20 protein-coding genes are annotated in these 19,654 nt (G+C 47.7%); 4 read left to right on the top strand and 16 right to left on the bottom strand.

All coding sequences use genetic code 11. From position 1 onward, the window contains the following. Positions 1-80 precede the first annotated feature (80 nt). Together tsf and rpsB are read right to left on the bottom strand one after the other, a co-directional pair. Complete coding sequence (tsf, locus tag V4210_RS00915; RefSeq protein ID WP_338520975.1) at positions 81-677, bottom strand: translation elongation factor Ts; 597 nt, start codon at positions 675-677, stop codon at positions 81-83. Position 678: 1 nt separating this feature from the next. Continuing rightward, on the bottom strand, positions 679-1,407 hold the full coding sequence (rpsB, locus tag V4210_RS00910; protein ID WP_338520974.1) for a 30S ribosomal protein S2: 729 nt from the start codon (positions 1,405-1,407) through the stop codon (positions 679-681). Between the two features lie 150 nt (positions 1,408-1,557). Here rpsB and V4210_RS00905 point away from each other — a divergent pair, with 150 nt between their 5' ends. Next, a complete protein-coding gene (locus tag V4210_RS00905; protein WP_338520973.1) occupies positions 1,558-1,914 on the top strand; it encodes a type B 50S ribosomal protein L31 in 357 nt (118 codons plus the stop codon). 70 nt (positions 1,915-1,984) lie between these two features. On the opposite strand, the gene V4210_RS00900 is transcribed toward V4210_RS00905, so the two are convergent. From V4210_RS00900 to V4210_RS00890, 3 genes are read right to left on the bottom strand one after another with little or no spacing between them, the layout of a single operon-like run. Then, positions 1,985-2,683, bottom strand: a complete 699-nt coding sequence (locus tag V4210_RS00900) for a hypothetical protein (RefSeq protein WP_338520972.1) — start codon at positions 2,681-2,683, stop codon at positions 1,985-1,987. A 37-nt stretch (positions 2,684-2,720) separates the two neighbouring features. Continuing rightward, positions 2,721-3,383: a uracil-DNA glycosylase gene (locus V4210_RS00895; protein WP_338520971.1), complete on the bottom strand. Its 663-nt coding sequence runs from the start codon at positions 3,381-3,383 to the stop codon at positions 2,721-2,723. A gap of 4 nt (positions 3,384-3,387) precedes the next feature. Further along, on the bottom strand, positions 3,388-4,515 hold the full coding sequence (locus tag V4210_RS00890) for a hypothetical protein (RefSeq protein WP_338520970.1): 1,128 nt from the start codon (positions 4,513-4,515) through the stop codon (positions 3,388-3,390). 76 nt (positions 4,516-4,591) lie between these two features. On the opposite strand from V4210_RS00890, the gene prfA reads away from it, so the two are divergent. Further along, positions 4,592-5,662: a peptide chain release factor 1 gene (prfA, locus tag V4210_RS00885; protein WP_338520969.1), complete on the top strand. Its 1,071-nt coding sequence runs from the start codon at positions 4,592-4,594 to the stop codon at positions 5,660-5,662. 8 nt (positions 5,663-5,670) lie between these two features. On the opposite strand, the gene V4210_RS00880 is transcribed toward prfA, so the two are convergent. Continuing rightward, positions 5,671-6,762, bottom strand: a complete 1,092-nt coding sequence (locus V4210_RS00880) for a hypothetical protein (RefSeq protein WP_338520968.1) — start codon at positions 6,760-6,762, stop codon at positions 5,671-5,673. 80 nt (positions 6,763-6,842) lie between these two features. Between V4210_RS00880 and prmC the strand changes: the two genes are divergently transcribed. Then, entirely contained in the window at positions 6,843-7,685 is an 843-nt protein-coding gene (gene prmC / locus V4210_RS00875) for a peptide chain release factor N(5)-glutamine methyltransferase (protein WP_338520967.1), read from the top strand. On the opposite strand, the gene V4210_RS00870 is transcribed toward prmC, so the two are convergent. Beyond that, positions 7,659-8,825, bottom strand: a complete 1,167-nt coding sequence (locus V4210_RS00870; protein WP_338520966.1) for a S1C family serine protease — start codon at positions 8,823-8,825, stop codon at positions 7,659-7,661. The genes prmC and V4210_RS00870 overlap by 27 nt on opposite strands. 3 nt (positions 8,826-8,828) lie before the next feature. After that, on the bottom strand, positions 8,829-9,602 hold the full coding sequence (locus tag V4210_RS00865; protein WP_338520965.1) for a hypothetical protein: 774 nt from the start codon (positions 9,600-9,602) through the stop codon (positions 8,829-8,831). Between the two features lie 42 nt (positions 9,603-9,644). On the opposite strand from V4210_RS00865, the gene lepB reads away from it, so the two are divergent. After that, the gene (gene lepB, locus V4210_RS00860) at positions 9,645-10,250 is read left to right on the top strand and encodes a signal peptidase I (RefSeq protein ID WP_338520964.1); all 606 of its coding nucleotides are present in this window, start codon (positions 9,645-9,647) and stop codon (positions 10,248-10,250) included. Here the strand turns inward: lepB and V4210_RS00855 are convergent, their stop codons facing one another. The 8 genes from V4210_RS00855 to V4210_RS00820 all read right to left on the bottom strand — a co-directional run bounded on the left by V4210_RS00855 (position 10,251) and on the right by V4210_RS00820 (position 19,409). Continuing rightward, positions 10,251-11,126 (bottom strand): ParB/RepB/Spo0J family partition protein, encoded by an 876-nt coding sequence (locus V4210_RS00855; protein ID WP_338520963.1) that lies wholly within the window; start codon positions 11,124-11,126, stop codon positions 10,251-10,253. Beyond that, positions 11,126-11,890 (bottom strand): ParA family protein, encoded by a 765-nt coding sequence (locus V4210_RS00850; RefSeq protein ID WP_338520962.1) that lies wholly within the window; start codon positions 11,888-11,890, stop codon positions 11,126-11,128. The genes V4210_RS00855 and V4210_RS00850 overlap by 1 nt, the downstream gene beginning before the upstream one ends. 95 nt (positions 11,891-11,985) lie before the next feature. After that, the gene (rplU, locus tag V4210_RS00845; RefSeq protein ID WP_338520961.1) at positions 11,986-12,291 is read right to left on the bottom strand and encodes a 50S ribosomal protein L21; all 306 of its coding nucleotides are present in this window, start codon (positions 12,289-12,291) and stop codon (positions 11,986-11,988) included. A gap of 73 nt (positions 12,292-12,364) precedes the next feature. Continuing rightward, entirely contained in the window at positions 12,365-13,183 is an 819-nt protein-coding gene (locus V4210_RS00840; RefSeq protein WP_338520960.1) for a sugar phosphate nucleotidyltransferase, read from the bottom strand. Positions 13,184-13,192: 9 nt separating this feature from the next. After that, a complete protein-coding gene (locus V4210_RS00835) occupies positions 13,193-14,521 on the bottom strand; it encodes a TIM44-like domain-containing protein (RefSeq protein ID WP_338520959.1) in 1,329 nt (442 codons plus the stop codon). 38 nt (positions 14,522-14,559) lie between these two features. Beyond that, positions 14,560-14,763 carry a hypothetical protein gene (locus V4210_RS00830; RefSeq protein ID WP_138078549.1) on the bottom strand — a complete coding sequence of 68 codons (204 nt, stop codon included), beginning with the start codon at positions 14,761-14,763 and terminating at the stop codon, positions 14,560-14,562. 84 nt (positions 14,764-14,847) lie between these two features. After that, on the bottom strand, positions 14,848-18,759 hold the full coding sequence (locus V4210_RS00825; RefSeq protein WP_338520958.1) for a class I tRNA ligase family protein: 3,912 nt from the start codon (positions 18,757-18,759) through the stop codon (positions 14,848-14,850). Further along, positions 18,756-19,409: a DUF4145 domain-containing protein gene (locus tag V4210_RS00820; RefSeq protein WP_338520957.1), complete on the bottom strand. Its 654-nt coding sequence runs from the start codon at positions 19,407-19,409 to the stop codon at positions 18,756-18,758. Before V4210_RS00820 ends, V4210_RS00825 begins: the two co-directional genes overlap by 4 nt. Positions 19,410-19,654 lie beyond the last annotated feature (245 nt).

Here is a 19,654-nt window from a genome sequence, read left to right as displayed (position 1 = left end):
AACATGCTTATGGCAAATATTGACAAAACAAAAAAAATCGGCTACATTACTGCAACCGATTTCCTTTCTGTATATAGAGGTTATTCGCTGACGCCCAGCTCAATTCGCTTAAATTGGCGGACTACAATGTTCTCACCCAATTTAGCGATTGCCTCTTTGATGTGCTGCTCAACCGTCTTAGAGTCGTCCAAAATGTACGCCTGACTCATCAATACTTGCTCAGCAAAGTGTTTATTCAACTGACCAGTCACGATCTTCTCGCGCATCTCTTCAGGCTTGCTTGCTAGTGTCTCGCTCGCCATCAACTCAGCCTTCACCCGCTCCATCTCTTCAGCTGGGATATCCTCTGTAGAAGCATACTTTGGGTTCATCGCGGCAATCTGCATAGCAATTTCGTGCGCCAAGGTTTTGAAGTCGTCCAAGCGCGCCACAAAGTCAGTCTCACAGTTAACCTCGACAATCACGCCAATTCGACCAGAGTGAACATAGCTCTCAATCAAGCCTTCACGTGCTTCACGGTCGCCTTTTTTCTCAGCCTTAGTCAAGCCTTTTTTGCGCATTGCCTCCAGCGCCTTGTCAAAATCACCGTCAGCTTCAACCAATGCCTTCTTTGCGTCGGTCAAACCTACGCCAGTCAATTCGCGCAGTTTTTTAATGTCGTCAACAGAAACGCCCATCCTATTTCTCCTCTTTTTTCACTGGTTTTTCTTCAGCTTTCACGCTACCCGCACCTTCGGCAACAGCTTCGGTGAAGTAGTCTAGTAGCAATTGAATACCCTTGATAGCGTCGTCGTTACCAGGGATGACGTAGTCGATACCAGTTGGATTGACATTAGTATCAACAATAGCAAATACTGGCACACCCAATGTCTGAGCTTCACGCACTGCATTTGCGTCAGTCAAAGCATCAACCACGACCACTGCGCCTGGCTTGCCCATCAAGTCTTTGATACCGCCATATTTAACGTTCAAGCTATCGATTTCCTCTTGGAAACGCTGCACTTCCAACTTGTTGTAGCGCTTTTCCAGGTCACCTGACGCCATACGCTTTTCCAAATTCTTCAGCTTTTTGATCTGCTGAGTAATCGTCGCACCGTTGGTCAACATACCACCGATCCAGCGTTCAACTACATATGGCTGGTTGATCTTTTCAGCAGCCTGACGCACCACGTCTTTGGCTTGCTTTTTCGTGCCAACAAACAGTACTTTGCGGCCTGATGCTGCGATTTTTGTTAGTTCTGGCAACGCCTTATCCAACGCTTCAACCGTCTTGACCAAGTCAATAATGTGACTGTCCTGACGCTTACTGTGAATATATGGCGCCATCTTTGGGTGCCAGCGGCTGGTTTTGTGTCCAAAGTGAACACCTGACTCCAGCAAAGCCTTAATGTCTACTGCTACAGACATTTCTTTCTCCTTTTGCCTCATCCGCTCACGATATGGAGTGTGAAACGGATTGTGTCATTAAAATTAGTTACCCAACGATTATACCACTATTCGACTCTCGAGACAACTCCTTTTGACATTCTAGGGTAAATTGTGTACAATTGAACGGTTATGAAAAGCAGTATTCACCCACAGAACTATCGCCCTGTCGTATTTAGCGACGATCAAGCGGGCTTCGCGTTCTTGACTCAGTCAACAGCGCAGACAACAGATACCATCAAATGGAAAGACGGTAATACTTACCCTCTCGTGAAAGTTCACATCTCGTCGGCTTCACACCCATTCTTTACTGGCGAGGAAAAGATTATCGACACCGAAGGTCGTGTTGACCGCTTTAAGGCGCGCCAGGCAGCAGCTGAAGCTCGCAAAGCAGCTTTGGCAAATAAAGCTAAAAAAGCGAACGCCAACAAAGCCGCAAAAACTGATGCTCCAAAATCAGACAAAAAGGCTAAAAAGTCTAGCAAATAGCAGGCTGTGACACCTATAAGAAACCGCCTCATCACTGGGGCGGTTTTTGTTAGGCTAATCAGTTTTCGAATTACTCAGACATAGCCGACAACGCCGCTTCAGCATCAAACAATTGTTCTTCGGTTTCTTGATAACCAAACAAGCGCTTCAGGAGGTCTGTCGTCTCTTCACGAGACGGCATGATGACCTGGTTGCCAACTGCATCCGTCAATAGGATGTACCCTTTCGCTCCTTGCGCATCTCCAGGAAACTGTACAGCCACTCGAAAGTACAGACCAATCTCTGCTGCCCTATGCTCAATATCAGCCACTTTCTTCAGTTCGTCGCCCCTTGATACAACTAATCCCGCGGAGAAGCCCTGCCTCTGCTCTATCTCCTCCAAAGATCCAGTTGCTAACACTGTAGATAGACCGGTCGATGTAAGTTGCTTATAATCATCTGGTGTCAATTTCATCATATCTGGCATCGTCATGCCCTGATGCTGAGCAATGTGGTTATAATATGCTGAGCGCATAAATGAAAAATCTCCAAAAATTGCATCCTCAAGATGAGACTGCAGCACTGAGTCCTGAGTATAATCCTCTCCCGAGTCATCCAAAGCCAAGACAGCCGACCTTCCATCAATTCTTCCCCGAGCTATAAACCCTTTCACTTTGACCGATTCATCTGGTCCGAGCGACATCCCCTCGGGCAATCTGTACGTTTTGGTAACAGATGGCAACGGCAACGTATCTGGTTTTTGTTTAATAGTATCAATTGAATGTTCCATAGTTCATATTATACCACATAAAGTTACTATTTGTCAATCAAGGTAACTGCCAGTCAATCGCCCCGCAGCCATTCCGTACCAGAAAATCATTGGCACGCGAAAATGGCTTACTACCAAAGAATCCCCGATTGGCAGAAAACGGTGACGGATGAGCACTACAAATCTTCAAATGGCGACTGTCTGTGATCGCCTGACCAACCTTTTGGGCGTGCGCTCCCCACAGTATAAATACCAGCGACCGGTCATAATCATTTAACATTGCCAGTAATCGCTGGGAGAACTCCATCCAGCCATAGTTTGCATGACTACCAGCCTGACCTCGCCTAACACTCCAGCTAGTATTCATCAGCAATACGCCTTGTTTACCCCATGGCTCCAAAAAACCACTAGTCGGCATATCCACCCCAAGATCGTCAACCAGTTCCTTAAAGATATTCTGCAAACTTGGCGGTAATTTAACTCCTGGTTTAACCGAAAAACTCATGCCATGTGCCTGACCTGGACCGTGATAGGGATCTTGCCCAATAATTACCACTTTAACCGCCTCCAGTGGACAAGCTGCAAAACAAGAAAACATATCTTGCCGTGCTGGGTATACCTCGTACTGATCGCGCTCAGCGTCCACCCGATTCATCAACACCCGAAAATACGGCTGCTGAGCCTCAGCTTCAACAAACTCGCGCCATGTTGAAAATGCCATATATCTATTTAATCACGTTTGAGTCACGTGACCTAGCGTACTGTAAACGCTGGCGAAAGGTCGTCTGATAGTCGTCTCGGTGATATGGTCGCGCAACTTGCACGCCTGGTGGCATCGTATCCTCTGTTCCAAGTAGAGAACTAATATCAAACGCCAACGAGTAGTCTGACGAATGTGACCCTGCAATATACGTACTAAAAAGCTCGGATGAACTATTTGCCGAGTAGTAGGAGCGAACTGGCACATACTGCCCCCCATTCATACGGAAGCCCACTTTCAACCTTTCTTCATTGGCAATCGCTAGTTGAACTTCTATATGGTCCCTCAAGTCCGGATGTCGCCTCAAGAAACACTGTTGCTGTTCCGCGATTTCTATACCACTACTTGTCCAGTCGTCCAGCATGATGATATCAACATTTTCTTTAGGCAAGTTCACCAATTCCCCCTCATCGATGAGCAGCCTATCAGCATATTGGGTCAACTCATCATCAGAAAACTCCCTCATGATCAACTCCATGAAATATTCGTCACTTTTTATTTTTCCTTCTGGGGCGGCATAGTCAGCACGTTCCATGTTACCAATTTCGCCCAGCATCACAAACAATGCTTTATCAAGATGCGTATCCAACCGATGCTTCCAATATGTCGCGATTCCGTGCGCCGCCTCCATGAGCTCCGGCTCACCAACATAGTTGAGATGATTCCGGATTTTAGACAATCGTGAGGTACGCGCCAAATCATCACTTCGCGCACACAACCCAGAAAACAATGCCGAAATTGTCTGTTGCTCCGTTTGCACTGAAAAATCTGCTCGGGTCAAGGCATCAACCTCACGCGAAAGCAAAGCCCGCCTACCGATCACACTATGCACATCGTTTTCCCTGCCATGCTCCCTATCGCTCATCAGCTCCGCCAACGTAGGTGCTCGCTTCACACAGTGATCTATTTCCATCCGATGCGATATATCTTCTGAAGACACCTCTTCAAACGGCTCGAGTGGATGAACGGCAACGGAACCCTTCTCATACAGATTGTACATCACCTGGTTTTGGTCATATACAGGCTCTCTGCCCGGACTGGCTTGCCCGACTCTGCGCAGTCGCGCGGGGATTATGTTTTTAAGCTTAACCATGTTGAGCATATTATACATACAAATGCCTAAAATGTCAATATACGGCGCCCGTCTTCTGTGCTATAATACAATTCATATGGCACAAATTGCACTACACTTAGACGACTTGATTGCCGAGAGACAAATCTTGGCAGATTTTTTAGCACAACCAACTGCATATAGCGACCCAGAGTTTACCACGAAGAATAAACGTTTTTCAGAACTGGAAACCTTGATAGCAAAAGCCAAGGAACGCCAGCAACTGACAAAAAACTTGGAAGAAGCACGACAGCTGGCGACTGGCGGTGACGAAATTGCGGAACTAGCAAAAGCTGAAATCACTGAAACTGAAGCGCGTCTGGCAGAGCTGGAGGAAGAATTATTCATCCTACTGACGCCAAAAGATCCAAACGACGAGAAAAACATCATCATAGAGATCCGTGCTGGTGCTGGCGGCGACGAAGCATCGCTATTTGCAGCGGAACTGTACCGCATGTATTTACGTTGGTGTGAAGCAAATGGCTACAGAACTGAGCTCGTCAGTGAATCTGCCAACGACTCAGGCGGCTACAAAGAGGTCATATTCATGGTCAAAGGCGACGCACCATACGCCAAATTGAAATTTGAAGGCGGCGTCCACCGCGTCCAGCGCGTCCCAGTCACCGAAAGCCAAGGTCGCGTCCACACCTCCACCGTCACCGTAGCGGTGTTGCCAGAGGCCGAAGAAACTGACGTCGAGCTAGATGCAAATGACCTCCGCGTTGACGTATTCCGCTCGGGCGGACATGGTGGCCAAAGCGTCAACACCACCGACTCAGCAGTGCGTATCACTCACCTACCAACTGGCATCGTCGTCACTAACCAAGACGAAAAATCACAGATCAAGAACCGCGAAAAAGCCATGAGTGTGCTGCGTTCGCGCTTACTACAGATGAAAATTGACGAGGAAAACGCCAAGTTAAGCGCCGAACGACGCTCACTCGTTGGTACTGGTGACCGCTCCGAAAAAATCCGCACCTACAACTTCCCGCAAGACCGCATCACCGACCACCGCATACACTACAGCCGCAGCAATATCCCCGCTGCGATGAACGGGGACATTGACGATTTGATTGAGCAACTGCAGCGGTATGAGCGAGAGCTAAAAGCAAAGAATGCTGAAGCTTAACAAAAACTCTATTCCGTGATATCGCGCTTGATGTCATCGTATCGTTTGCTATATTCTCCCATGTTGACACGATGTGTAGAATCAGGCAGTACAGCAACCATTGCACCGCCACCTTTAGTAGCTACCTCTGCACGATCCATGAAATCATCAGCTATTTCGCTAATCTTAAACTCTCTAAGTCCTCTTTTACTGATTATCCCTTGTTCGGCTAATCGTTTATACTCAACATACTCTCGCTCAGCCTCTTTAATGGCAAGCAGTTTAACCTCCTCTGGATCTGTCGTTGCATAATACGACAGACCAAGTTGGCCAGCGGCTTGCTCCCTGGCGCGCACTTCATCATCATTTTTTGCTATATATACCGAGGTCCAAGGATGAGACGCAAATGATGACGCCAATTCGTCAACAGGCATAGTATCAATACGCCTCGTGAACACATGTGGTAACCATTTACCATGTTCCGCAGCCTTACGAGCGCGCTTTTCTCCTGGATCATGATAATACCCTTTCAGGTGTGCTCCCAATAATGCCGCAGCCACGGTATTATTTGCAACCAACGCAGAGAGCACACTATTTTTCATCTCTTCAGAGTTAAAATACATACCGCACGCATAAGCAAGAGCGCCCAAAGCATGAATTATAATGGCCTGCTTACGTAATCGTTCTTTAGATATTGAACTTCCCAGTGTGTATAACAAATTTTTCTTCTGGAAGTCAATTTCCCCATCTATCGCATCCTTGACGTGGCACAGCTCATGCCGTAGCGTAGCCTCAGAGTCAGAGTCGTAATCAATCCCGATAACAGCATCAAGTCCTCCCTCGCCATCATCACTTACATACCCTAATTCATCACTCCCCAGATACGAAGAATTTTCTGCACCAGTGATGATTAGTGACAAATCGCCCCAACGCTGCTCCGGTATTTCAGCATACTCAAGATATTTTTTTAGTCGTTCTTCAGAAAGGTCAACAACTTCACCAGGCACTAGCTCAGCACCTAGCTTACGATCAAGCTGAATCTTTGGAAAATCATGATCAACGGTCACAATACCCTCACAAGAAGGAAAATCTACTTTCAATTTGTTCACGCGCTTATTCATACATGCCAACTCTTCCCGTGCCGTCTAGTAGCCACGTTGATTATGAAATTTCTCTTCAATGGTGTATAATTTAGCATATAATGCAAGAAAAGTCAACCATAACATCCTGGTTAGCAACCGCCACCAATACATTAAAGCAAGCCGATATCGCATCAGCCCGATTAGACGCGGAGCTCATTTTAGCTAATACTTTGCGCAAAAACCGAACATACCTTCACGCGCACCCGGACGAAGAGATTGATCCGCGGCGTATTGATATCGTCGAAGCACGACTTAGCCTGCGTCTCGACCGAGTACCGCTGGCGTATATTTTGGGCGAAAAAGAGTTTTATGGACGGAATTTTAGTGTATCGCCCAGCGTACTAGTACCGCGTCCCGAATCAGAAGAAATGATCAATCTACTACTAAAGCTAGCGCCACAAGACGACCAACCAAGGACGCTCATCGACATAGGAACTGGCTCTGGATGCTTGGGGATCACTGCGGCGCTCGAGTTGCCAGACAACTGGCATGTTGTTTTGTCAGATATTAGCCCTAAAGCACTCCTAGTGGCAGAAAAGAATGCCAAGAAATTGGGTGCTAAAATCTTTACGCAAAAACAATCCTTACTACTCGGCCAATTTGAAAAGCTCGACTGCATCTTAGCGAATTTACCATATGTCGACAAGGATTGGAAGAACACCTCCCCAGAGCTCCGTCACGAGCCGTCAGAAGCCCTGTATGCCAGCGAAGGAGGACTTAAGCTAATCCGAGAGCTCATTCAGCAAGCACCCAAGCATATGACCGACCAAGGACTGCTATTCATCGAGGCAGACGAGGAACAACACCAGACGATCGTAGCCTTTGGTAATCAAAATGGCTTTTTACACTTGGAGACCAGCGGGCTAATCGTGGCTCTACGATTTGTAGGCACCGAGCGTTAGTCTCAGCTTCTGCTCTCTGTTATCTCTGATAACCGTCAGCTCGATAGTTTCGCCTGGCAGATATTCGCCAATCAAGCTTGTCAAACCACCATGTTCGCCAATGGTTTTATCATTAACCTTGGTGATGATGTCGCCAGATTTGATGCCCGCTTTGTCTGCTGGACCGCCCTGCTGCACCAATTGCCCAGAAACACCACCGACAAAAGCACCATGTTTGACTGATAGTTTATTTGCAGCCCGCGTTTCTGGCGTCACTTCCAAATAACGTATACCGATGTATGATTTATTGATCTCACCTTTTTCTAGAACACTCCGGATCAGTCCTTTGGCTGCACCTATCGGGATAGCAAAGCCAATATTCTGGGCATCCTCGACGATGGCGGTATTAATGCCGATAACTTGACCAGCCATATTTAACAGCGGACCACCCGAGTTGCCTGGATTGATAGCAGCATCGGTCTGCAAAAGGTCTGTCAATGACTCAGGCTTCTGGTCTTGATCGTCGTCGCTATCTGACGAAGCCTGCAATGGACGGCCCTTACCTGAGATAATACCGCTCGTGACAGTGTTCTGGAATTTACCAAGCGAATTACCGATGGCAATGACTTTCTGACCAACACGGACAGTGCTTGAGTCACCAATAGTCGCTGGCGACAGATTATCAACACGGTTAATCTTCAAAAACGCAATGTCATTTAGTGGATCAACTCCCACTAGTTTGACATTGGTGTGGCGGTCGCCCGAGCCAGTGATGATTTGGAAGGATCGCCCACCATTTACTACGTGCTTATTCGTCAAAATATAGCCGTCTTTACTGATGATTACGCCAGTTCCAGCGTTCTCTTGTGATCTGAAGCCATTACTTTTTACAGTGATAATCGATACGACGCTAGGGGATACCTGATTGACGATTTTTGAGACATTCGATTCTTCGGCGGTAACAGTCAGATTACCGTCAACCGTTGGGCCATGCGTACTGGCGAGCTTTGGACGCAACACCATCATGAGTAGCACGCTACCGATCATAATTATCAACAAAAATAGCGCTGCTATGGCAACCCAGATAGCCATCATCCGTCGCCGCGACAGTGTGATTACCCGCGCACTGTTATTTGGTTGATCTAGTCCCACCTCCGTCATCTATCAAATCCTCGTTACTGTGTTGAAAAATAGTAATATAACGCCTATCACTGCTACAGAAAACAAGACTGGCGGCATGATCTCGCTCCGTACGACCGCACCGTTTTTCTTCCATGATCGATAGACCCGCTCACCCAAGAAAGATATCAACAGCAAAATAATAGTCACCTGCGGAAGTTTGATCATGGTGAGTCCTGGTATAGCATAGGCAAAGGTCCAATAGTACGCCAGCCAGCCAATCTCCGCAAACATAATTCCCCAGATAGAGCTCAGCAGAACTATTTGATCTTCTTTATAGCTAACCAAAAAATGCCGAGCGGCACTGTAGCCAATGACCATTGAGCCAGCAACAACTGCAATATCTGGCAACAAATAACCAATGGAGAATAACGCTACCGTACCAAATAAGATAGCGATGGCCGACTGCAACATCATTTGCCAGCGCTTTGACATTGGTTTGATGATCACCAGCCAAATGATATAAAAGGCAGTGAAAGCAATTTGCACGGCGATATTCCCCACAGACAGGTACAGCAATGCCACCACGCTCAATCCAACGATCAAGTCCACCAAGTTAGACTGAATATTCGTCCACCAAAAACGTGGCCTCACCGCCAAGACACGCCACTTACTCAAAATAACCAATACTACCGCAGCTACTGGCGATTGGACCATGAGCGTAATACCAAATAATACCAAAGCTAAGCTGATGTTCAACAGATGATACACCACCTCACTAAAAAATGATTTGCGTTTAACGGTTCGCAGTAGCTCCATATCTCTTGATTATATCACACTATACAGGCTATACTAAATAGGATGGATGCAACTTTTCTTGATAGACACCCAAAGATTCGTGACAGTTTGGGGCTCATCGTTTTTGTTGTTGGCGTGGTGGTCGGCACTCTGCTGATTAACACCTTTATTTTTCGTAATTTTACTGTTCAAGGCGCCAGTATGGAACCGACCATGCACACAGGTGATCGTTTGATTGTTAATCGACTACCAGTGACAGCGGCACAAATCAAAAACAAGCGATACGTCCCTGAGCGGGGTCAAACCATTGTCTTTAAAAACCCAAATTTTAACTCTTCAACAAATAAAGATGAGTACATCGTGAAGCGAGTTATCGCCTTTGCTGGTGAGCGTGTTACGGTTAAGGATGGCGTCGTTACGGTGTATAATAGCGCTCATATTCATGGGTTTAATCCTGATACCACAGTGAATAAAAATGAGCCTGGGCAGCCAACCTCTGGCGATGTTGACACTACCGTACCAGAGGGGACTATTTTTGTCATGGGCGACCACCGACAAGAAAACTATTCGTGTGATTCCCGAAACTGCATGGGGCCAATACCACTATACGACATCGTCGGACCAGTCTCCATGAGGATTTGGCCAATCACTAAAATCCGTGGATTTTAACTACTTTTTCAGCAGTTGATGAATACGCTCAAAATCAACAGCATTTTTGAATGGTATGATGATTTGCCCAGCGCCGCGCGTATTGGTGCGAATTTTAATCTTTGAATTCAGTTTTTTGGTCAAATTTTGAACGACTTCTTCATGAGGAATCTCGACCGGACGTCGCTTTTCAAATGGATTGTTTTTAGACTCTTTCCAAAGGACTATCGCCTGCTCAATGCGGCGAGCAGACCACCCTTCAGTAATGATTTTCTCCAGCAGCTCTTCTGCCACTTCTTTGGGCACATTGATCAATGGTCGAGCCTGACCTTCAGTGATTTTATAGCTAAAAACAGCTTCCTGGACCGCCTTTGGCAGTTTCAGAAGACGCATAGTGTTAGAGATGGCGCTAACCGATTTGCCGCCAACTCGCTGCCCTATTTCATCCAGTGTCAGGTTGAACTGATCGCGCAATTTCGCGTATGCTGTAGCAGTTTCCAAAGGATTGAGATCGCGGCGCTGCAGGTTTTCAATCAGAGACAGTTCCAAACGATGCTGACCAGTCAGCGTTCGCACCAGTGCCGGTACCTCGGTCAGCCCAGCTCTCTGAGCAGCACGCCAACGACGTTCACCTGCAACGATCACATAAGCACCTGCTTTGCCTGTCACTACCAGCGGCTGTAAAATACCATGAATCTTTATCGACTCAGACAGCTCATCAAGCGCCTCTTCGTCAAACATCCGACGTGGCTGATCTGGATCGGCCATGACTTGCTCAATCGGTAATTGTTTGAGCTGGCTAAGTCTGCCGTCTTGCTTGGCAGTCGGATCAAATGACTCATCGATCAGATTTGTTGGAATAAGTGAATCAAAGCTACGACCCAATCCTTTTTTCATCAGCCAATCCTCCCTATGATCTCCTTGGTCAGCGCCTTGTATGCTCGTGCACCCTTGGAGAAGCGGTCATACGCGCCAACTGGCAGTCCATGGCTTGGCGCTTCAGCTAAGCGAATATTTCGTGGAATAGTCGTTTGGAAAACCCGATCTGGAAAATGCTTTTTGATTTCATCGTGAACCTGTGTCGACAGTGTCGTGCGGCTGTCCATCATGGTTGGCAACACACCCAGCAAGTCCAGTTGTGGATTGAGTCCCTTGCGTATCAATTTCATGGTTTCCAGTAATTGACCCAGCCCCTCCAGTGCGTAAAACTCTGCCTGCACTGGCAATAAGATATAGTTTGCCGCAATCAAACCATTAACCGTCAGCAGGCTCAAACTTGGCGGACTATCGATGATGATGTAGTCATAATACCCCTGTAGATTGTTGATTGCGCGCCGTAGCCTGATGAACCGACCCTCAGCCTGCGCCAACTCGACCTCAGTATTTGCCAAATGCGGCGTAGATGGAGCCAACGCTAAATTTTTATATTCTGTTTGAATGATGGCGCTTTGTAGTGTCGCCTGACCGGTGATCACCTCGGTCATCGTGCGCGATAGATTGGACTTATCAATCCCCAGACCACTGGTCGCGTTGCCCTGAGGGTCAAAATCTATCAGCAATGTTTTCTTACCACTTTTTGCCAAATAATACGCAACATTAACACTTGTCGTTGTCTTGCCAACGCCGCCTTTTTGATTTGTCACCGCAATGATTTTTGTCATTCGTTCCCCTTCTTACCTGCCTTAATTATAGCATGAGCAAAACAGAAATAACAGACATCAAAAAACCGCTTCTCTGATGGAAGCGGCTCTTTCAATTATTTGATTGACGTAATCTGAATCTTGGTGTATTTCTGGCGATGACCAGTTTCTTTGTGAACGCGTTTTTTGCTTTTGTAGCGGATGACGCGGATTTTATCGCCCTTGACTTCTGCTTCAGCAACTTTTGCCTTCACTACCACACCTTTTACGGTTGGTGTGCCAACTTTTGTTTTATCACCATCAATCACTAAAAGTGCGTCGAGAGTGAGTTCTTTTGTGCCTTCAGGGAGGAGATCCACCAAGAGGGACTCTTTTTCGCTGACAATGTATTGCTTGCCAGAGATTTTTACGACTGCTTTCATTTCGTTCCTTGCAATATATTTACTATCAGTGACCAATTATAACAGAGACGGGCGATACATGCAACTAGTTTTTCTATAGCTCGGCCATAGCATTATTTGCCCGCAGCCAGCCACTTGGCGAGCCGCACTCCATGTAGTCGCCCTTGGCCTCGCCAACCGCGATAATACCGCCGCCCGCGATGTACGCGTTGATAGCGTCGGTCAGCTCAAATTCACCGCGTTGCGGATTGGCGGGTAATGTCCGTGCTAACTCGAAAATTTCTTTGTTGAGAATGTAAAAGCTTGAATTATTGAGGTTGCTCGGCGCTTCTTCTAGCTTCGGTTTTTCAATGATGCGGACAAAATTACCCTGCTGGTCGGTTTCGATGATACCGGTGTGTGGGATAAACGACTCCTCAACAGAATTACCTAATAAACCAGCCGACAAGCCACGCGCCTCCACCAACTCTGCCAAATCAGCGGCATTTGAACCGCCATCGCTACGCCAGAAAAATTGATCGCCCATCACCACAAAGGCCGATTCGCCCGGTTCGATAAATTCGCTCGCCAAGCCCACTGGGATACTCGTGCCATAACCACCAGTGCTTGGCTGAGTTAAAAAATGTATTCGCACGTCGCGTAGCGGCGCTACTAGAGGTAATTTATCTTCTTTACCGGCACGTCGCAGATAATCGTTCAGCTGAATATTTGACCGATAATAGCTTTGCACCTGAGTACTCTGCTCGCCCACCACGAAATAAATATCCTCCACACCAGCCCGAACAATATCCTGCACGATATAATCAACCACTGGCCGCGTCCCCACCGGCAGCATACACTTTTCGATTGATTTGGTAATCGGTAACATCCGCGTACCCCAACCAGCAACTGGAATGATAGCTTTAGTGATCATGATTTCTCCTTACATCTTTAGTTCTTTGTGGCTTCGCTTCAAAATTTCCAACATTGCCTCGTAGCGCTGCTCATTGGCGCTTAGTTTTGCGTAGAGATACACAACATCGTCAACCACTTCAATGTTCACTTTGATATCTTGGTCGTATAACCACGCCATAAAAGATGGATTGAGCAGCTCAAAACTTGTCACTTGATTTTCGTCAGTCGCATACACTTGATAGCGTTTATTGAAATCGCCCCATTCCAAAGACACTTTGTTATATCCACGTGGAGCTTTCAGACGCGACAGGAGTTTACCGCGCCTCTCCACTAAAATTCCACCATATGATTTTGGCAGATTGATTTGCCCGACCACGTATTGGTCGCCTGACTCGTCTTCTTTGGTGCGATAGGTATATAACTGGACCAACAAATCACCTGTCCAGAAGCCAATGATATGGTTGTTAATGTCTGCATTCTTAAACCCAGCCTTAAACAACTGACCTCTGGTTGGCAGCAGTAGATTACCCCAGTCTGGGCTAAAGTACATCCTGTTATCAACAGCAAATTGCCTCAAAGACCGCACTAGCATGCTTTCCTCTTCCGTCGCTTGATCGATGCTGTCTAGTAGCCAAGTGTTTTCATGGCGCACAAAGTTCCATTGTTCGCCAAACTCCTCTGTCGTCGCAGTCAAAACATCACCACTTGCTGTATCGATCAATTGATCATTTGCCTGAGCCAAAATACCAAAACTAACACGGTCTTGCTGGTCATTGGCATCGTCATGAGCAGACGTGATGATAACTTCCTTGATGCGAATGTTACTCATGCGATTTGTGCGGCCCATTTGCTGCAAGGCGTACAACATCAGACTGATGTGATTTGCGTATCGCTGTGTGGTGTAAGTCCGAATTGACGCTACGTCCATCTGCTGCCAGTCGTGCTGGAACTTGCCAAAAATTGATACTGCGTATTCCGTTAACCGCTCTGGGCTCCACACCGCGTCCGAAGCCGCCGCTTGCTGCACGGACCGTTGCGCTGCCGCACTGCCTTTCCGGAAACGACCTAGTTTATCAGCCCACGCCCCACCAAAGGCACCGATGACAGTAGATATCATCGCCACGATGAAAGCGAATGTACCGCCCCAAAGATACAACAAACTAACCACGGTTCCAGCCGCCATACCCACTGCCACGCCAGCAGCCTTGGAACCTGTTTTTGAGCGAATAAAACCAGCTACGCCAGCAGCTACAACTGCAGGTAGCGCAAAAATTCCGCCACCACCAGAGCCGCCGCCAGAACTACTTCCGCCACCACCTGCTCGTGCCAATAGCGACATCACTTCGATTGCAAACATGTACCAATTATAGCACTAACGGTTACTACTGACGTGAGTTATTCAGAAAATTCTACTGAGTTGCCTCTGTGGAGGTCTTCTTCAACATCAGTCCAAAAGCGTTGGATATCAGTAATATCTGATTGATCCAAGCGAATAGCCTGAGGTTCTTGCTGTTCACGCGCAATTTCCTCCCCCAAGCCATCAGCCAATGGATCAATCGGTTCAAACTGAATGCGTGGATGAAAAAATGTAACTTTCATATGTTTGTTTTATCAATCTACCTAAAATATGATAGCACATTATTATCAATACGTCAATACCAGCCACATTATTTAGCAGATGAATTACTGGCGCTGAAGCGTAATCTGCAGCTCTGCACCTTCTATCACAACCGTGGTTGAATACGCGTCGCTTTGCCCAAAGGTTGCCAATGTCTCAGCAGCAATCACCTCCGCATGCTCATCAATCGCTTGACGGAGCTGCTCGTCATCCGTCATCAGCTGCAGCATAATCCGATCATCCACCTGTAGCCCCGCTTTTTTACGCGCACTCTGGACGTGGCGAATGACTTCACGCATCAGACCCTCGCGTTTGAGTTCGGGCGTTAAGTGCTTACTAATTTCTACCCAGCTCTCTGGCTTGATCACGCCCTCAGTCACATCATAGTCCGCCAGATGCTCGTCTAGACTCTCAATCCAGCGAATTTCCTTAACATTTAGCTCCTCGGCCATGATCTGTTCGTAGTACTCAGCCAGCTTTGCACCCGCATATGCCGCACATTGCAGCGGCTGGCGAACCTTGATCGACACCTGATGCTCATCCTGCTTCATACGCAAACTAAGGCCGTTGTTGATCAATTCGCGTGTCCGGTACATATCGGCCAACACCTGATCATTGACTTCACCCGCCGGCAACCAATCCTTCAAGTGAATCGATTCATTATCGCCCGTCAAATTGCGATACAACTCCTCAGCCAAAAACGGCGTAAATGGCGCCAAGATGTAGCTCAGACGCACCAGCACATAATGTAGCGTGCGGTACGCATCGTTCTTATCGCCATCATCCTCAGATTTCCAGAAGCGGCGACGGCTACGGCGAACATACCAGTTAGACGCGTCGTCCAGGAACGGCAATATCGGGCTCAGCGCGTCAGGGATATTGTAGGTATCCATGTGACGCTCAACTTCTGCTACCAGCTGATGCAGACGACTAACAATCCAGACATCCAGCGGATTCGTCAACTCGCCAAGCGGATCTTTCAGCTCACCACTAAATTCCCAGCCATCGACTTCCGCATACATGGTAAAGAAATCATACATATTCCAAATCATACTGAGCTTACGCGCCACGTCACCAACGTCCTTATCGTGCAAGGCAAAGTCCTCGCCGTTCAGCAGCGGACTGCTCAGCAGCAAGAAGCGTAAACTATCGGCACTAAACTTATCCATCAGCTCGTTCGGGTCGGTAAAGTTACCTAAGGACTTACTCATCTTGCGGCCGTCATTGCCCGCCACCACACCAGTGGTAATGACGTTGCTGTAGGCGTTTTTGTGCTGGGCGCCGGCCTGACCAAAGGCACCAATTTCCGCCAAGGCGGCGTTGACGGCATGCACGTAGTAGAACCATGCCCTCACCTGGCCGATGTACTCAACGATGAAGTCCGCTGGGTAATTCTGCTCAAACTTGGCCTGGTTTTCAAACGGATAGTGCAGCTGCGCAAACGGCATAGAACCTGACTCAAACCAACAGTCCAGTACCTTGTCAATGCGCGTAAATTTCTCGCCGTCAATTTCAAAGGTGATATCATCCACCCACGGGCGGTGGTAATCATCCAGCTCCACGCCGCTCAGCTCCTTGAGCTCCGCATACGAGCCGACCACCTTAACGGTGCCGCGGTCACCCTTCCACACCGGCATGGCCGTCGCCCAGAAGCGGTCGCGGCTCAGGTTCCAGTCCGGCGCTTGCTCGATGTTCTTGGCAAAGCGGCCGTGCTTCAGATGGCCTGGAAACCAATTGATATGCTCGTTCTGCTCCAGCATCAGCGGCTTTTGCCCCTGAATGTCAAAGAACCAACTGGGGATAGCCCGGTACATGATGCGCTGCTTGCTACGCGGGTTAAACGGATATTCGTGGCGAATATACTCAATCTTCCACACCGCGCCCTTTTCCTTCAGATCTTTGGCGATGAATTTGTTGTTGTCCCACACCTCCAGGCCCTTATAATTACCATCGGTGTAGTAGCCATTATCATCGATGACATGGAAAGCACTGACACCATAGCGTTTGGCGAGCTCAAAATCGTCCTCACCATAAGCCGGCGCAATGTGCACGATGCCCGTACCCGACTCGTGCGAGACGAAATCCGCCGCGTAAATGGTGTGGATCTTGTCATTTTCTGGCCAAGTCGAGCCCGTATCGAGCGGCTGGTATTTCTTGCCGACCAATTCACTGCCGGGGAATGTGCGCAATACTTTGTAATCTAGTGGATGGTGCTTTTCGTCCTGCAGGGTGCGTCCCAACGCTTCCTCAGCGATGATTAGCTTCTCACCCCCCACCAGCACTTCGCAGTACGTCATCTCCGGATTAACCGCCAGCATCAGGTTGGCTGGGAGCGTCCACGGGGTAGTGGTCCAGGCCAGGACAGATACAGAATCTTGAGCTTCAACAAACGCTTCAATCGCCTGCTGAGTCACGGCTGTCACAGGGCGGCTCAGCAGCTCTTCTGGCGTACCCATAGCAAATCCTGCACCCTCATGTAATTCTAGCTTCTCAGCATCAACACCAGTCACAATATAGATGGAACATGCAACATTTGTTCCATTTTCGTGCTTGACAGTTTGCAGCAAAAGATTATTCGAGCTTACTTCAAGCTCAAGCTCCTCCTGAAGCTCACGGCGTAGCGTCTCAATTGGCGACTCGCCCTCGTGGCTCGTCCCACCAAAGAGGCTCACCATGCCTGGGTTTGTGATTTCTGACTTATCGTCTCGTTGTTGTGCAATGAGTTTGCCATTTGTATCCACCAACAAAGCGCCAACATAACTCCTCTCGCATTCGTCAAAGCCTGCTGGCTTTTGTGCATCATCAACTATTTCACCGTTCAAAAGTTGCTTTACTCGCTGCTCAATTTCATCACGCGCTATCCGATTTTTTTCTACACTCTCGTTACGTGGATCAGCCACATCCCACCAAATAATATTATCACCCCTGAGCCAGTCCGGTGTCTGGGATTTCTCCGCTAGATTAACGATCAAATCATAATCACCCAGCTTATCGGCGGTAAGCAGCTGCCGCTTATGTCCAGTGATGTCAATACCCACTTCTTGCATCGTCTCACTACTTCTGGCTGGCTTGCGGCTCATAGTTTCAAAATCACTCAATGTTGGAGCTTCGCCCCATTTTTTCTCTGGGTTCAACCCAGCAGAATCGGCATTTTGAGAGCCAGAATAGTGGTTATAAAATCCCTGCGCCATCTGCGAGCGAGCAGCATTTGCATTACATACAAACAAGACTTTTGAGTGTTCACTTAATACTATTTTGTGGCTCGTCTTACCATCTTTTAACTTAAACTTCACATACACACTCGGGTCGGTCACCGTCTGGTAGGCGTCGTTGTCCATGGTTACTTCGGCCTTGCTGACAGGGGTGGCGAACTTGGTGTCATACATCAGCACCTTTTCGCCTTCGTAGATTTTGCCAGCCTCATACAGCTGTTTAAAGGCCCACCAAACGCTCTCCATAAAGTCCTTATCCATGGTGCGGTAAGCGCCCGTAAAGTCCACCCAGCGGCCAATCCGGTCGATCACACCCTGCCACGTCTCGCTATTCGCCACCATGCTTTCGCGCGCCTTGGTGATGTATTTTTCCAGGCTGATGGTCGGCAGTGGCTGACCGTCTTTATCCAGCGGTGCCGGCTGGCCCGGGCACATCACAATCTGCCGCCGGTCGGTAATATTCAGCTGCTTTTCGACGAAATTCTCCGCCGGTAGACCATGGCAATCCCAGCCCCAACGGCGCTCCACGCGCTTACCCTTCATTGTCCAATAGCGTGGCACGGCGTCCTTCACAATACTGCTGAGCAGCGTTCCGTGATGTGGCACACCGGTGATAAACGGCGGCCCATCATAAAAGACATACGCATTATCCGCCGGCCGCTGCGCCACCGACTTTTGGAACGTCCGGTCGTCCTTCCAGCGCTGCACCCAATCCTTTTCATATTCTGCTGCTCGGCGGCGTACGCCGTGTTTGAATTTCATCATGATCTCTCCTTGTCCTTATTTTTACTATCTCGTGATTCAATCTGATCTTTAATTCCCTCTGATAAACCTTCGAATAACTCATTTATCTGATTCTTCTGGGTGATAAGCCTATCGGTAACATAGTTCATTAGCCTATACATTTTGTGCACCAGGCCAGGATCTTCATCAAGCTTAATCTCCCCAGGGTGAGCTCCACTATTACCAAATACCCTTAGAATATCTAGAGCCCTTTGTGTTTCAGGTTCAACACCCAACGCAACTATTTTCTTTATATCATTATTTATATTTTTACCATCACCCCCCACAGCACCGAGAAGTATCTGCAATCCTAGCCTCAATAGTGCTGCAGCCGCACGGGGTGAAATAGACAAAATTTGAGCAGACTCTCTATATAGTTTTTTAACCTCATCTGGCATGTCATCATTCGGATCTTCCACTGTAATTTGCACCGGATAAACTAAAGACTCCTCAATCCAGATAGACCATCTACCGCAGTGTTCACATTTCGATATAGCGAGTAACTCTAATAGTGACGAGAATGAATTGAATATATAATTATAATTCCACTTTTGATGTGCAAACACCTTACAATATGCACAGTTAAACTCATCTTTCCTGTATTCCGGTGGATAATACGTTATTTTTGTCATTATTCTCCTCAAACAAAAATCACCTCTTCTGTCTTCGAGAATCCGCTGGAGGTGTTTCAAACGGACGGTACCATCTCGATTCCAAAAGAAGTGATTCTTTTAGCTCTTTCTTATGCTATTTACGCAAGCTCACGGCGGGGTCTAATCTCAGCTGATAAAAACTGATTTCTTCCCGCAGGCTTCGCGGTTGATAGCCGCTCATTTTGCGCTGACATCATCAGAGAAAACCTCATTAGACACACGCA

The organism is Candidatus Nanosynbacter featherlites, from assembly GCF_037013405.1.
In the GTDB taxonomy this organism is placed as follows: Bacteria; Patescibacteriota; Saccharimonadia; order Saccharimonadales; family Saccharimonadaceae; genus Nanosynbacter; species Nanosynbacter featherlites_B.
Note: the sequence above shows the minus strand (reverse complement) of the source record. Positions and strands in the feature narration are given on the sequence as shown.

Coding starts and splice junctions, on each gene's coding strand:
- tsf (WP_338520975.1), bottom strand. CDS start 677: ATGGGCGTTTCTGTTGACGACATTAAAAAACTGCGCGAATTGACTGGC.
- rpsB (WP_338520974.1), bottom strand. CDS start 1,407: ATGTCTGTAGCAGTAGACATTAAGGCTTTGCTGGAGTCAGGTGTTCAC.
- V4210_RS00905 (WP_338520973.1), top strand. CDS start 1,558: ATGAAAAGCAGTATTCACCCACAGAACTATCGCCCTGTCGTATTTAGC.
- V4210_RS00900 (WP_338520972.1), bottom strand. CDS start 2,683: ATGGAACATTCAATTGATACTATTAAACAAAAACCAGATACGTTGCCG.
- V4210_RS00895 (WP_338520971.1), bottom strand. CDS start 3,383: ATGGCATTTTCAACATGGCGCGAGTTTGTTGAAGCTGAGGCTCAGCAG.
- V4210_RS00890 (WP_338520970.1), bottom strand. CDS start 4,515: ATGGTTAAGCTTAAAAACATAATCCCCGCGCGACTGCGCAGAGTCGGG.
- prfA (WP_338520969.1), top strand. CDS start 4,592: ATGGCACAAATTGCACTACACTTAGACGACTTGATTGCCGAGAGACAA.
- V4210_RS00880 (WP_338520968.1), bottom strand. CDS start 6,762: ATGAATAAGCGCGTGAACAAATTGAAAGTAGATTTTCCTTCTTGTGAG.
- prmC (WP_338520967.1), top strand. CDS start 6,843: ATGCAAGAAAAGTCAACCATAACATCCTGGTTAGCAACCGCCACCAAT.
- V4210_RS00870 (WP_338520966.1), bottom strand. CDS start 8,825: ATGACGGAGGTGGGACTAGATCAACCAAATAACAGTGCGCGGGTAATC.
- V4210_RS00865 (WP_338520965.1), bottom strand. CDS start 9,602: ATGGAGCTACTGCGAACCGTTAAACGCAAATCATTTTTTAGTGAGGTG.
- lepB (WP_338520964.1), top strand. CDS start 9,645: ATGGATGCAACTTTTCTTGATAGACACCCAAAGATTCGTGACAGTTTG.
- V4210_RS00855 (WP_338520963.1), bottom strand. CDS start 11,126: ATGAAAAAAGGATTGGGTCGTAGCTTTGATTCACTTATTCCAACAAAT.
- V4210_RS00850 (WP_338520962.1), bottom strand. CDS start 11,890: ATGACAAAAATCATTGCGGTGACAAATCAAAAAGGCGGCGTTGGCAAG.
- rplU (WP_338520961.1), bottom strand. CDS start 12,291: ATGAAAGCAGTCGTAAAAATCTCTGGCAAGCAATACATTGTCAGCGAA.
- V4210_RS00840 (WP_338520960.1), bottom strand. CDS start 13,183: ATGATCACTAAAGCTATCATTCCAGTTGCTGGTTGGGGTACGCGGATG.
- V4210_RS00835 (WP_338520959.1), bottom strand. CDS start 14,521: ATGTTTGCAATCGAAGTGATGTCGCTATTGGCACGAGCAGGTGGTGGC.
- V4210_RS00830 (WP_138078549.1), bottom strand. CDS start 14,763: ATGAAAGTTACATTTTTTCATCCACGCATTCAGTTTGAACCGATTGAT.
- V4210_RS00825 (WP_338520958.1), bottom strand. CDS start 18,759: ATGATGAAATTCAAACACGGCGTACGCCGCCGAGCAGCAGAATATGAA.
- V4210_RS00820 (WP_338520957.1), bottom strand. CDS start 19,409: ATGACAAAAATAACGTATTATCCACCGGAATACAGGAAAGATGAGTTT.